Annotated in this window: 9 protein-coding genes; 6 read left to right on the top strand and 3 right to left on the bottom strand. The window is 53.7% G+C overall.

All coding sequences use genetic code 11. From position 1 onward, the window contains the following. The first annotated feature begins 183 nt into the window (after positions 1–183). A complete protein-coding gene (locus BXP70_RS09710; protein ID WP_179197643.1) occupies positions 184–4,248 on the top strand; it encodes a hybrid sensor histidine kinase/response regulator transcription factor in 4,065 nt (1,354 codons plus the stop codon). Positions 4,249–4,565: 317 nt separating this feature from the next. Here the strand turns inward: BXP70_RS09710 and BXP70_RS09705 are convergent, their stop codons facing one another. Continuing rightward, on the bottom strand, positions 4,566–6,818 hold the full coding sequence (locus tag BXP70_RS09705) for a TonB-dependent receptor (RefSeq protein WP_086593869.1): 2,253 nt from the start codon (positions 6,816–6,818) through the stop codon (positions 4,566–4,568). 342 nt (positions 6,819–7,160) lie between these two features. On the opposite strand from BXP70_RS09705, the gene BXP70_RS09700 reads away from it, so the two are divergent. From BXP70_RS09700 to BXP70_RS09680, 5 genes are all read left to right on the top strand, one after another. Beyond that, a complete protein-coding gene (locus tag BXP70_RS09700) occupies positions 7,161–8,210 on the top strand; it encodes an alpha/beta hydrolase (protein ID WP_143436437.1) in 1,050 nt (349 codons plus the stop codon). 58 nt (positions 8,211–8,268) lie between these two features. Beyond that, positions 8,269–9,159 (top strand): pirin family protein, encoded by an 891-nt coding sequence (locus BXP70_RS09695; protein WP_086593867.1) that lies wholly within the window; start codon positions 8,269–8,271, stop codon positions 9,157–9,159. 68 nt (positions 9,160–9,227) lie between these two features. Further along, positions 9,228–10,283 carry an SDR family oxidoreductase gene (locus BXP70_RS09690; RefSeq protein WP_086593866.1) on the top strand — a complete coding sequence of 352 codons (1,056 nt, stop codon included), beginning with the start codon at positions 9,228–9,230 and terminating at the stop codon, positions 10,281–10,283. 153 nt (positions 10,284–10,436) lie between these two features. Next, entirely contained in the window at positions 10,437–11,258 is an 822-nt protein-coding gene (locus tag BXP70_RS09685) for an aldo/keto reductase (RefSeq protein ID WP_086594181.1), read from the top strand. Between the two features lie 45 nt (positions 11,259–11,303). Next, the gene (locus BXP70_RS09680; RefSeq protein WP_086593865.1) at positions 11,304–11,753 is read left to right on the top strand and encodes a GNAT family N-acetyltransferase; all 450 of its coding nucleotides are present in this window, start codon (positions 11,304–11,306) and stop codon (positions 11,751–11,753) included. Between the two features lie 372 nt (positions 11,754–12,125). On the opposite strand, the gene BXP70_RS09675 is transcribed toward BXP70_RS09680, so the two are convergent. Next, positions 12,126–12,776 carry a zinc ribbon domain-containing protein gene (locus tag BXP70_RS09675; protein ID WP_218779769.1) on the bottom strand — a complete coding sequence of 217 codons (651 nt, stop codon included), beginning with the start codon at positions 12,774–12,776 and terminating at the stop codon, positions 12,126–12,128. A gap of 248 nt (positions 12,777–13,024) precedes the next feature. Continuing rightward, a complete protein-coding gene (locus tag BXP70_RS09670) occupies positions 13,025–14,005 on the bottom strand; it encodes an aldo/keto reductase (RefSeq protein WP_086593864.1) in 981 nt (326 codons plus the stop codon). Positions 14,006–14,413: the final 408 nt, after the last annotated feature.

Below are 14,413 nucleotides of genomic sequence, written 5' to 3'. Positions count from 1 at the left end.
CACTATGGAAAATGGGTTTGCTCCACTATTCATTCTTAATTGGACAGCTTTGTGTCGAATACTTCTAATTTGGTAAGGGATAGAAAAGGTAAATATGATATGAGGCAGATAGTAAATTGCTTCGGCTACGCAACTTCTAGTTGGGTATTCATATTGCTACTATACCTAGCATTAGGGTTATTAGTGCACCCTGCTTCGGCTCAACCTGATGATATAAAATTTACTACGCTAACCGCGAAAGATGGCTTATCTTCTAATACGATAAACCGTATTTTAAAAGACAAAAACGGTTTACTCTGGATTGCTACGGAGGAAGGATTGAATAGATATGATGGCCGTAATTTTAAAGTATACCATCTAGGCACATCTAAAACTTCTGGCTTTCAGAAGGTAGATATTTCCGCTCTATATGAGGATAAAGCGGGTCGTTTGTGGGTAGGAACAATGGGTAGCTCACTGTATAGCTACGACCGGTTGCTGGATACATTCATTCCTTACCCTTTCAATAACAACAACAATCGGTCAGATAGTAAATACGTAAAATATCTATGCAGCGATTCCTTCGGTAATCTCTGGTTTGTTACAATTACGGGAGTATATGTTTTAGATCTCAGAACATCTACGCTTAGCCAGATTTCGTTTAATCAGCCGCTCAAATCTTCAAAAGCATCTAATCCTTTATGTGTTTACAAAGACCGTAAAAACAGGGTGTGGATCGGAACTGAGCATGGCTTATATCTGCAAAAAGAGAAATCATATTCACTTCAGAGATTCACGCATGACCGAGTTAATGCCTATAGCTTAGTAAGCGATACAGTCCGCACCATAGCAGAAGATCAAAATGGACAGTTGTGGCTAGGCACAGGTAACGGTCTAAGCCAACTTAGTGTGGATGAGAGAAGTTTTCGAAATTTCAAATTCGACTACAGAGACAATCACACTATCAGCAATAATTATATTAATTGCATAGCAGCTGACCAAAACAACACGATTTGGATTGGTACCGATGGTGGATTAGGCGTGATGGATATTGTATCGGGAAAAGTTACTCGGTATGTGCACAACAGCCGGGAAAACTTTAGCTTAAACAGCAAATCGATACAAAGTATATTAATTGACTCACAAGGCATTCATTGGGTCGGAACGTATAAGGGAGGGATTAATAAATTCGACCGGAACCTCACCTTATTCAATGGGAAGCGCGGTAGCGAACTTGACCCGTTCGGGCTGAATGCTCCGTTGGTTACTTCCTTTGCGGAGAGCCCTACTGGGGATGTATTTGTCGGCACAGATGGGGGTGGGCTCAATGTATATCACCCCAAGACAGGCTTATTTAGCCGTATTTCCATCCAGAGCAAAGAAAGGATTGACCTAGCTGGTTTGCCTATCCTGAGTATGGTGCTCGACCGTCGTAAGCACTTGTGGATAGGCACGTATAACCATGGCTTATTCTGCTATGATACCCAAACCGGTTCCTACAAGCAGTTCCTTCGGGGTGCAGGTGCGTCAGATTTAAGTGACAATCACATTTTTTGTTTGAAGGAAGATAGCAATGGGAATATATGGATTGGCACGAATGGCGGCGGGGTAAATATATATAGCCCAGAAACGAATCAGATTACCAAGTTCAAGTCAGACCCTAGGGGCGCGAGGAATCAACAATTCCCGATTAACAATTACATCAGAGCTATAGAGGAAGACGCGAACGGTAATATTTGGATCGGGTCGCTTGGAAGCGGTATTGCCGTTTATCATCCAAGCACGCGGCAATTTACCGCGTACAAATCGGCACAAACAGGACTAGCGCTAGATGATATTACGTCTATTCAGAAAGATCATCGTGGCAATCTATGGATTGGAACGGGCGGCAACGGACTGTATCTTTTTGATACGTACAAGAATAAGTTTATTCTATTTTCTAGTAAAGAAGGGTTACCGAACGGCGTTATTCACAAAACGTTAGAAGATAATAACGGTAGCCTATGGGTGAGCACAAACCAAGGAATAAGCCGACTAGATATTGAAAGGAAAAAGTTTGTTAATTACTCGCAAGACAATGGTCTTCTAAACAATGCCTTCCTGAATGGCGCAGGCATCAAGTTATCCAATGGGTTATTATTCTTCGGCAACATCGAAGGTTTAAATTATTTCAACCCATCAAGCATAAAATTCAATCAAAATGTTCCCTCCGTCATTTTCACGGAGTTAAGAGTCAATAATAAGATTGTCGAACCTAGCGCTAGTTCTCCGTTGCAGCAGCAAATAGCCGTAGCCAAAGAGATTCATTTAAACTATAAACACAATTTTTCGATCGTTTACGCAGCGCTAAATTATACTCTACCCAAAAAGAATCAGTATGCCTATCAGCTAAAAGGGTTTGATGACGGTTGGAATTATGTAGGTGCTACAACCACTGCTTATTACACCAACCTAGATCCGGGCGAGTACGAATTTATTGTAAAAGCTAGCAACAACGATGGCGTTTGGAATAAAACCGGCACTTCTATCAAGATTATAATCAGCCCTCCCTTTTGGAGAACGATTTATGCCTATATCTTCTACGTAGCTTTATTTGGGTTTACCCTTTTATATATCCGTTATCGGGGCATCAAAAAATTAAAGGCAGAGTTTGAGCAGCAACAGGAACAAAACGAGAGGGAGCGGGTCCGCGAACTGGACATGCTGAAAATCAAGTTTTTGACTAATCTAAGTCACGAGTTTCGCACTCCTATTTCGTTGATTCTGGCGCCTACTGATAAGTTGCTGGCGCAGCAGCAGGATCCCCACAGTGCCGGACAGCTGCACGTGATCCGGCGCAACGCACGTCGACTCTTGCACTTGGTCAACCAGTTATTAGACTTCCGGAAGATGGAAGAGCACGAGCTCAGCCTGAACCTCTCGGCTGGCGAGATTACGGCCTTCGTCAGGGAAGTAACCGACTCTTTTCAGGACCTAGCGGAAGTGAAGAAGATTGATCTGTCGTTGCGCTTGCCCTCCAAGAAGCTGTTCGTGCAATTTGATTACGACAAAGTGGAGCGCATCCTGGTTAATCTTCTCTCGAATGCTTTCAAATTCACCCCAGAAGGCGGAAAAATCAGCGTGGAGCTAGCAGTGCAGGCCAGCCACGATGACACGCAGGGAAAAACGATCTGTATTCAGGTCGCTGACACTGGTGTAGGCATTCCGCCAGATAAACAAGAGCTTATTTTTCAACGCTTCTTTCAGGGGCATCAAGTAGCTTCCGTGGTGGGCCAGAGTAGCGGTATTGGCCTTTCCATCACCAAGGAATTTGTGCAGCTACACGGCGGTCAAATTTCCGTTGAAAGCACAGTCGGCGAAGGCACAACCTTCACGGTGGTACTTCCTTTAACAACCTCTCCCCTCCTACCCGACAGCACAGAAAACCTGGAGATACCGGAACCTAGCCGAGAGCCAAAACCGCTGGAGAAACTTCCTAAGAGACAAGCCGCTAGCGAGTTGCCGCATCTACTGATTGTGGAAGACGACGACGAGTTTCGGTACTATTTGAAAGACAACCTAAAAGAGCATTATAAAGTCACGGACGTATTGAACGGCAAGGATGGGTGGTATAAGGCCCTAGCTTGCCACCCCGATCTGATTGTCAGCGATATCACCATGCCGTATATGGATGGCGTTGCCTTGAGCCGTAAGCTAAAATCCGATAAACGCACTAGCCATATCCCGATTATTCTGCTGACCGGCCTAACGCGGGAGGAGGAGCAGCTGAAAGGCCTAGAGTCAGGCGCCAACGACTATTTGACCAAACCATTCAACTTCGAGATTCTGAACGCTAAAATCAGAAACCTACTTGAGTTGAATCGATCGTTGAAAACCACGTACACCAAGCAACTGAAAGTAGTACTGAACCACGTAGATATAGCATCAAGCAGTGAGAAGTTTCTCAACAATGTGGTGCTGCATATCGAGAAGAACCTCACGAACTCAAACTTTTCGGTGGAGGAACTAAGTGAGCATTTTGGCATGAGCCGCGGCTCGATGTACAACAAACTACTAGAATTGACGGGCATGCCTCCTGTCGAGTTTATACGGTCTTTCAAACTAGAGCGGGCAGCCGTACTACTAGGCGAAAGCGACTTGACTATCTCTGAAATTGCCTATCAGGTTGGGTTTGCGACTCCTCACTACTTCACCAAATCCTTCAAAGCCAAGTTCAATATACTGCCCTCCGATTACAGAAAGAGCAAAAAGCAAGACCTAGCTACCTGATCTGCTTTTTGCGCTAGCTCCTACTTACGGCTCTTGCTTCTTCCACGCCTCAAGCAGCATTGGGAACAAGGAGGGTTCTTGCCATCGTTGCAAGCGCCGTTTGACCAGACAAAGCTGGGGCGCAGGCACATGTAGGCAGGAACGCAGAGGCAGGAAAGACTAGGTAGCAGCTCCTCGCGCTCATCGCGTCTTGCCGTTGGTTTCGCATTTAGAGCCGTTGCAAGGCAAGCAGCTATGAACTACGCTGCCACTGCGTTTGCCTTCTAGACTTGAAGAGAGTGCCGCGCACCCCCTCTCTTCCCTAACAAACTTAACGGCTACTCGGGTGCTGTTTCAGTGTCGGCGGGGCGCTTCTTGTTAATGGAAATCAACAAGGCGACGAATACCATGCGAGGCGCAGAAGGCAGCACAGCTGTGCTGGCGTATTGGCCATTGGCGTCCTTGGTGGCAGCGTAGCGGTAGCCATACACGTTCTGCCGACCTAACACATTGGTGCAGGAAACGTGCACAATGGTGAAGTTCTTCCACAACGTGGTGAGGTAGCTAGCATTCAGGCTAACGTCTTGGAAGCTAGGCAGACGGCCGCGGTTGTAGCCGTCTTGGTCGTTGGGATTGTAGTAGGTGCGGGGGCTGTTGTAAGTGTAGGTAGCGCCTACCTGCGTGTGTAGCTTGCTGACCCAGTACTTGCCGACCAAAGACACGTTGTGGCGCGCGGCGAAGGTAGGCACCGCTACCACAGGGTCGAAGCGCTGCTGCCGTTTGGTATCCAGGAAGCCGTAGCTGATCCAGTAGTCACCGTTTTTGATAGTTTTTCGGTCGCGCCACAGCACATCTATGCCGCGGGCATACCCGGTGCCAGTACTCTGGTACGAAGCAGGATCGGCGGGCGAAAGCGAATACGCGGGGATGTTCAGATTGTACACATGGTAGCGAACCAAGTGCGCGTAGTTTTTGGCGTAGGCTTCCACGCGCAGCGTGCGATTCTGGAAGCTGCGGAAGTACGTGAGTTGCACGTGCTGGGCCCGCTCGAAGCGCAGACGGGTGGGCTGTGCGGCGCGGAGCAAGAGGTCGTTGCCAGGATTTTGGTAGAAGTAACCCCAAGCGCCAGAAACCTGCGTTTTCTCATTCACTTGGTACGCCAAGGCGAGGCGCGGCGCGGCGTTCCAGCGACCTAGCACAGCAGAGTACTCGGCCCGTCCGCCGACGCGGCCTACGAGCTTGTTGCTGAAAGCAATATCGGATTCGGCAAAGCCGCTTATGCGCCGCTCGTCGAAGCCGAATGTGGTGTCGCGCGGTGCCGCTTCGAAGCGCTGCTCGTGGCGCTGGAGCAGGCCTTCAGCACCTAGCTTCAGGTTCCAATAGGTGCTGGCCGAGTCGTTGGTGAATACCAACCGGCCCACAACCGACTGATCCAATTCATTCATGGTCTGGTTGTATGTTTCCTGGGTCGAAGCCGGGCGGGTAGCGATGCTGGCCGTCTGGTTGTCACGCGTGGCCGCTACGCCGGTCTGTACTGACCAGCCCCGGGTGAGCGGGCTGCGGAAAGTCGTGTTGGCGTACACATTATTAGCCCGCAAGCTGATAGGCCGGCCGCTAGCCCACTGAGCATCAGAAGTAAGCGCACCGATGTTCTGCTGGTTGAAGGCACCGTACGCTTTCAGCATGCCTGCGTCGCCGGTTTTCTGCCGCAGCGCCACCGAGCCGCCGCTCGACTGATAAGCTCTGAGCGTGCGCTGGGGCATGAGTCCGAAATACGGCCGCATGTTCATGTAATCTCCCGTGACGGCCACCGACGACCGTTCATAGCGCTGTTGGTGCGACAAGCTCAAACTGCCCAGCGAGATAAGCGAGATGCCCGTCTGGGTTTCCGAAGCTAGGTCTTCGGAGTTCAACGCCACGATGGCCGACAACGCCTGCCCGTACTCGGCTGAGTAGCCGCCCGTGCTGAAAGCCATGCCTTTGAATAGCGTCGGCGAAAACCGCCCGCGCGCTGGTAGGCCGGCCACGCTAGCGTTGTAGGGGCTTTGCAGCGGCACACCATCTAGGTATTGCCGGGTTTCGCCGGCTGCTCCACCGCGCACAAACAGCTTGCCTTCTTCCCCGTTGCGGGTAGTGCCAGGCATGGTATTGAACGCGCCTGCCACGTCGGCGGAGGCACCGGCCGTTGTCACCACATCGCGCGAGGTGAAGACGGTGTTGTGCTTGCTTTCTCCTGTTTCGAAAGTGCCGGAGCTAATCACTACGTCGCCAAGCTGATTGCGTACAGGCTTCAGTACGAACGCAAAGCGCTTGGCGCTACCATCGAGCGCAACGGGTTGCTCCTGGGGCTGATACCCTAGCATCGTGGCCAGCAGCGGCAGCGTGCCGGTCTGCTGCGTAGTGAAGCGGAAGTGCCCTAGGGTATCGGTGCTGGCCCCGTCGAAGGTTGTTTTCAGGAACACATTCACGCCGGGCAAGGGCTGACCGGCCGCGTCGCGGATGGTGCCGCTGAGCGTGGTCGTGTGGGTTTGGGCAGCTAGGTGGTAGGTAGCAAGCAACAGGAGCAGCAGGGAGAGTAGCAGTCGTTTCATGACGTCGGGGCGTTGTAATGACCCAAAAGTGGCCGACTGCCGAGGCCAACGAAACTAAAGGTTACCGAAGCGTCGAATCCGATGGATGTGGTGCGGCTTTCGCCGACGAACTGTAAGCGCAATAAAGACACGCTAGCCCTAGCTCTCCTTTTTCAGGCGTAGCGCTTTTTAGTCCTGACCCTAGCTTTCGTGTTCGGCTCTAGCTCCAGCGTAGTCACTCTACTCCTTTCGGAATGCCTTAGAATGACAAGGGCAGGCACCTTCCTTTTGCCCGTGGGTCCGTATGAAAGCATCTGACCTAGCTTTTTGGCCTTGCTCCTGCTAGCGCCACCACAACCAACCATGCAAAAGAAAACAGCCGCCCTCCTACTCGCCCCTGCGCTTGGCGCCGGCCTGATCACCTGGGCTTTTCGCAGTAAACCTTTCACCATTCAAGAAGATAAGTGCGCCACTATCACAACCGCCGGTCGTATCCGACTGGCTTTGCTGCGTCAGCTTATCCGAGGAATGCGGCTCAGAACCAAGCAGCTAGGCCTGCCGGAAGTCGCCATGCGCGCGATTGAGCAGCGGGTAGCCCCTACCGCCTATGGACCCGCCAACGTCACTTTTTATTGGCCCGCAGCCGTCACCCACGACCCGCTGCCGGTGTACATCAACTTTCACGGGGGCGGCTTCATGATCGGCTACCCGCAGCAAGATGATCTGCTGTGCCGCTACCTAGCTCACCATGCGCAGTGCTTGGTAGTGAATGTTGATTACGTCTTGGCGCCAGAGCACCCCTTCCCGGCAGCTATCTTTCAGAGCTACGAGGTGGTGAAATGGGTGTCTGACCAAGCTGCTACCCTCGGCTACGACGGCGGCCGGCTAGCTATTGGTGGGCACAGCGCGGGCGGCAGCATCGCGGCGGCCGTGGCGCTGCTGGTGAAAGAGCGCCAGGACTTTCCGCTGGCTCTGCAGATTCTTGATTATCCGTCGCTCAACATTGCCGAGCGTACCCGGCACAAACATGTTTTGTCGCGTCGCAAGCAGGTACTTTCCGTCGAGCTAACGGCCTTCTTTAAGCATGTGTATGCGCCCTGCCCCACCGACTGGACGAATCCGCTGGCCTCGCCCCTGCTCGCCGACAATCTGACCGGCCTAGCGCCCGCCCTCATTATCACGGCCGAGTATGATCTGCTCCGCGACGATGGCAGCGCCTACGCCGAGAAGCTGCGCCAGTTCGGCGTGCCCGTCACGCACCGGGAGTTCCAGGGCGTCGATCATGCGTTTACGCACTCAGGCCCCAAAGAAGCCGCCGAGCAGGCCTGGAACATGATGCGCATGGCGCTGAAGGAAGCTTTTCACGTGCAGCCCGAACCCCTAGAACTCGATCTTACGGAAGATTTAGATTAGCGTGCGTAGCTCGAAACAACAGCCTGACCCGACCTTTTAACAAACACCTTTTCTCCTCATGGAAACCGCAACCATCCCTAGAAGAATATTTCAGGTTATCGACGGCAACAAGAAATTCGTTGGCGACGGGTTCGACGTGACCAGCCCCATGCCAGGGCCGCGCATCCGGCAACTCAGCCCTTTCCTGCTCATCGACCACACGGGCCCCATGCCCGTTGCGCCAACCGAGGCTCCCCTTGGCACGCCCCCACACCCGCACCGCGGCTTCGAAACCGTGACCGTTGTGTACCAGGGCTACCTAGCTCACCGCGATACGGCCGGCTACAGCGGTAAAATCGGCCCCGGTGACGTGCAATGGATGACGGCCGGCTCGGGCCTCCTGCACGAGGAACGGCACGAGCGGGAGTTTGCCAAGGAAGGCGGCACACTGGAGCTAGCGCAACTGTGGGTGAATGTGCCGAAGAAGGACAAAATGGCCCCGCCCCGCTACCAGGAGTTGCCCGCCACGGTCATCCCAAGCCTCCAAACGCCCGATGGCCTAGGTACCATCCGCGTGATTGCCGGTAGCTACGAGGGCACCAGTGGCCCCGCCGAAACCTTCTCCCCCATCACCATGCTGGACGTGCACCTAGCTCAGGGCGCCGACGTAACGCTGGAACTGCCCGCCGAGTACAACGTGGGCATTTACGTGGTAACGGGCGACGTGACCTTCAACGGCAACCGCCCCGCGCACACCAAGCAGCTCGTGGTGTTTGGCTGGGATTCACCGGCTATTTCCGTTACCTGCGCCGAAGACAGCATTCTGCTGGTGCTAGCTGGGGAGCCCATCGAAGAGCCGCTAGCGACGTACGGCCCCTTCGTGATGAACACCAACAAAGAACTGATTCAAGCCATGGCCGATTTTGAAAGCGGCAGCATGGGCAAGTTCGATGATGACGACGACCACTAGCCCCGTATCACGCTAAGCTGGTCGAAGCACCTCTACTGCTTTACTCTTACCTACTCAACCAAGACTTCATGCCTACGAACACTGTTCTCGTCGTCGGTGGCAACGGCATTATCGGCCGCAATGCCGTCAGCCATCTGCTTGCAGCCGGCACCTGGAACACTCTGGTTACCTCGGCCTCGCCGTTGGATTATGAAACCCCGGCCCAGTACGTACAGCTGGACTTGCTCGACCCCGAAGCCGTGGCCCAGCAGGCCGAGCAACTGCGCGAAGTGACGCACGTGTTTTACGCCGCCTACATCGAGGGCAAGACCCTAGCTGCCCAAACGCACGTGAACCTAGCATTGCTCCGCAATCTTGTGGTTGGCTTGGAACAGGTGGCGCCTAACTTCAAGCACCTCACCTTCATTCAAGGCGGCAAGGCATACGGCGCGCACCTAGGTCGCTACAAAACACCGGCCTTAGAAACCGATCCGCGCCACTTCCCGCCTAACTTCTACTACAGCCAGGAAGACTTTCTGCGCGAGCACTCGGCGGGCAAAGCGTGGAGCTGGACGGCCGTGCGGCCCGACATTGTCGTGGGTTTTGCCGTGGGCAACCCCATGAATCTCGCCAACCTTATTGCCGTGTACGCCAGCTTGTGCAAAGAGCTGAACGTGCCCTTCCGCTTCCCCGGCAGCCTGAAAGCCTACGAGGTGCTGGTGAACGTAACCGACGCCAACATTCTGGCCAAGGCCATGGATTGGGTGTCGACCCACGACGAATGCAACGAGGAAATCTTCAACGTCACGAACGGCGACGTCTTCCGCTGGAGTCAGCTGTGGCCTAGGTTCGCCGAGTATTTTGGGGTGGAATACGCCGAGCCCATCACCTTCCCGCTACACGAGTACATGGAAGACAAAGCCGAGCTGTGGCAGCAAATGGTGGAGAAGCACGGTCTGAAGCAACATACCCTAGCCGAGCTGGCCCAGTGGCCTTTCGGCGACTTCATCTTCAACGTGGAAGCCGACGCCTTCTTCGATGTGAACAAGCTGCGCCGCTTCGGTTTTCATGAAATGCACCTCGACAGCTTCACGTCCTTCCGCAATCAGTTTGAGCACCTAAAAACAGAGAAAATCATTCCGTAGAAATGCACCGTGGTGCGTTCCTCGGCTGCGCGCCTCATCACCGTGCTTGTGTACACCAAAGAGCTAAACAACTTGCGCCTGCCATTCGCGCGCCGAGGGCATCGGATCGGCAGGCGCGCGTTGTTCTATGGTACTCGCCATCCTCTCACCCATATGCTCACCCGTCTTATTCCATCCACCCAACAGCCGCTACCCGTCATCGGCCTAGGTACCTGGCAGACGTTTGATACTTCCAACAAAGCCGCTTATCCGCCGTTGCAGCAAACCCTTGAGACACTGCACGCCGGCGGCGGCACCGTCATTGATTCGTCGCCGATGTACGGGCGCTCGGAGGAAGTTATTGGCAACCTCACGGCGCAGTCAGCGGCGCGAGACGAGTTTTTTTACGCCACCAAAGTCTGGACCCAAGGGCGGCAAGCTGGCATTCAGCAGATGGAAGCCTCGCTGCGCAACATGCAGCGCACTAGCCTCGACCTGATACAAGTGCACAACCTAGTCGATTGGAAAACGCACCTAACTACCTTGCGCGAGTGGCAGGCCGCGGGCAAGGTGAAGTACCTAGGTATCACGCACTACACCGACGGCATGCACGCCGAACTAGCGCGCCTCCTGACGACGGAGCGCGTCGATTTTGTGCAGTTCAACTACTCCATTCTCGACCGCCACGCCGAGCAACGTCTGCTGCCCACGGCCGCCGAGCACGGGGTTGCCACGCTCATCAACCGGCCCTTCACCGAAGGCAACTTGCTGAGCCGCGTGCAAGGCAAGCCGCTACCGGAATGGGCCAACGAGCTAGGTATCAGCAGCTGGCCGCAGTTCCTACTCAAATTCATCATCTCCCACCCCGCTGTGACGTGCGTGATACCCGGCACCCGCGACCCGCAGCACCTCGCCGATAATCTGAAAGCCGGCGCAGGCGAGCTGCCCGACGAAGCTACGCGGGAGAAGATGGCCGCTTTCGTGCGGAGTTTGTGAGGCGCTCTTACCTTTGGTCCTCCTTTCCGCTACTCTGTTACTCTTATGACCCTGCGCTGGATCACCAAGCCCTTCCACGACCTAGCTCTCACGGAGCTCTACGCCTTATTACAGCTCCGCAGCGAAGTATTTGTAGTGGAGCAAACCTGCGTCTTCCAGGATATTGACGGCCAAGACGAGCCCGCCTACCATTTGTTAGGCTTAGCCGAAAACGGCGACTTAGCTGCCTACGCACGCCTGTTCGACGCGGGCAAGTCCTACGAGCAGGTGAGTATTGGCCGGGTGGTGGTATCGCCTAAGTATCGGCGTTACGGCCTAGGTCGGGAGCTGATGCAGCAAGCCATCGCACAGTGCGACACATTGTTTGGCCCACAGCCGATTAAGATTGGGGCGCAGTACTACTTGCGAGCATTCTACCAGAGCTTCGGCTTCGAGCAGCAAGACGATATTTACCTCGAGGACGACATTGAGCATATTCACATGCTGCGCCCGTAGCTTACTTAGTACTAAGTAACTTGATGGTAGAGGATTACTTGCTTCTCGCGTAATCTAGCTCTCGGACTTTTACTGCCGCGCCATTCTTGTTTTCACGCTACTCTGCTGCGTAATGATCCAGATTGAGCGCTTCTATGCACAAACTTCGTTGAGTTATTAACTCTTGGTGCTGCGCTTTCCGTTGTCTCTAGCTTACGTTTTACAAAATAGCTTACACCTTTAGCAACCGCAGTGAAAAGTAACTAGGTGCTCGGCCGGATTATAGATTCGGCCGAGCACCCAGCAATGATACCAGGGTTCTGATCGGTTCTTTCCAGTTTTCCTCTCTAAGAGTACCTCAGATCCCTCGCGTCACTTGGAAGCGCACGGCACCTATTGCTTCGTCCCGCACTCGGCGCAAAAGCGCTGTTCGGCTTTCATGCTCGTGCCGCAATCCACGCAGAACTTCTCCTTGCCTTGCGCCGCCGTATTCGACGTGCCGCACTCGGGGCAGAACTTCTGACCGGGGTTGAGTTTGGCGCTACACTTTGGGCACTGCGCAATGCCGCCGCGGTTCAGGAAATCGAGTTCTTTGGTGTAATCCTGCTGGCGCGTTTTGGTGTAAATCTGCTCCCGGCTAGCCTGGGCTTGCTGGGCAGCTAGCTCCTCGTGCTCGTCGGGGGCACAGTCTTCGCAGAGGCCGGCTTTGCCGTTCCAGCACACATCCGGGCACACCCAATGGCCACAGCGCGTGCATTGCTTGAAATATTGCTTGCCTTCCAGCACCGCCTTTTCCAAGGCATCGTCGTGGGCTTTGCCGCCAATAGCCCGCTGTACGTGGTAAGCGGCATTACCAGCATCAGAGAAGAGCCCGCCAAATAAGCTGCCAGCGGCGCGCATTAATTCACCTGCAATACCAACACCATTAGGCTGAAACCGCGACATATGGCCGTTGCGGCACTTGTCGCAGTAGAACTTGAATTGGAAGCCTTTGTCAGTGGACAGATCGTCGTGGTTGGCGACAAACTGAATCATGTTGCTCATAATGCTCAGCGGAAGCAAGGTTTAGTCAGCGGGAATGATCCGCAGAAGGTTTGCTTTGAGCCAAAAATAACATTTCTAATAATCCATCTACTTATTCAGATAATATCTTCAGAAAAGCTAGGTTCCCAGGATCCGGATCAACAATCAAAAAGGTCGTCATGCTCGCAACTCAGCATGACGACCTTTTTGTAAGAAGGTAAGCTTTAAGACCAAGACTTCTTTTTAACAAGCCTAGCCTCCCACCTACCTCACGAAAAACCTAGCACTGGGTGCGGCTGGTAGAGCTCCTCTAACCGCTTGATTTCCTCGTCTGAGAGCTTCACCGACACGGCAGCGACGGCGTCTTCGAGGTGCCCCGGCTTGCTAGCACCCACGATAGGCGACGTAATGACGGGCTTTGACAGCATCCAGGCCAGCGCAATCTGTGCGTTGGGCAGGCCGTGTTCTTGGGCAATTTCCGTTACGCGGTCGGCCACGTCGAAGTCATCGTCGCGGCCGTAGAGTGACTTGCCGAAGTTGTCGGTTTTGGCGCGCTCGGTTTCGTTGCGCTCCTTGCTGCGGCCCCCCGTGAGCAACCCACGCGCCAGCGGCGACCATGGAATCACGCCGATCTTCTGGTCGGCGCACAGCGGCAGCATCTCGCGTTCTTCCTCGCGGTACACCAGGTTGTAGTGCGGCTGCATGCTCACGAAGCGCGTCCAGCCGTGCAAATCGGCCACGTACAGCGCCTGCGCAAACTGCCACGCGTACATCGACGAGGCGCCGATGTAGCGCGCTTTGCCAGCCTTCACCACGTCATGCAGCGCTTCCAGCGTCTCCTCAATGGGCGTTTCGTAGTCCCAGCGGTGAATCTGGTAGAGGTCGACGTAGTCGGTGCCTAGGCGCTGGAGGCTAGCATCGATGGCGCTCATGATATGCTTGCGCGACAGGCCTTTGTTGTTGGGACCGGGGCCCATGGGGTTATACACTTTGGTGGCCAGTACGATTTCGTCGCGCTTGGCGAAGTCGCGCAGGGCGCGGCCCACTACCTCCTCGCTGGCCCCGTTGGAGTACACGTCGGCGGTATCGAAGAAGTTGATACCTAGCTCCAAGGCTTTCTGGATGAAGGGACGGCTTTGCTCCTCGTTCAGAGCCCAGGGCCAGCGGTCGGTGGGGGTGCCGTAGGTCATTGTGCCCAGGCAGATTTTAGAAACTTTCAGGCCAGTTTGACCTAAGCGGATATAGTCCATGAGGGGGTGTTGGTTTGGAGCTGTTGTATACGCCTAGCTTCGACGGGAGGTCGTGGTGGAGTTTCGGACTCATGCCATTAAAACCTTTTATTCGATCAGCAATACTCACTACAAATAGCACACCTGACCTAGCTCCCGCCCCTAAGTCCGTGGCTTCGGCTCTACCCCCAATTCCATCCAATTTCAGATTGCCTGAGCACAATAAAATCGGAGGCCGTGTTGGTATAAATCTTTTATTTTTCTAGTATTACACATCCAATTCGCTTCCGAGCAATCATTGGCGCATTTTTTCATCTTTATGCGCCTATTAATCAACTAGATATAAATCCAAAACATAGATGCACAATCGATTGTGATAGCACCAATGCAATCGATTGCGACAAACGATTGAGCTGTTTCCTTCATAAA

Origin of the sequence: Hymenobacter crusticola (genome assembly GCF_002154225.1) — a bacterium.
GTDB lineage: Bacteria > Bacteroidota > Bacteroidia > Cytophagales > Hymenobacteraceae > Hymenobacter > Hymenobacter crusticola.
The sequence above is the reverse complement of the archived record's forward strand: the minus strand, read 5'-3'. Positions and strand labels throughout refer to the sequence as shown.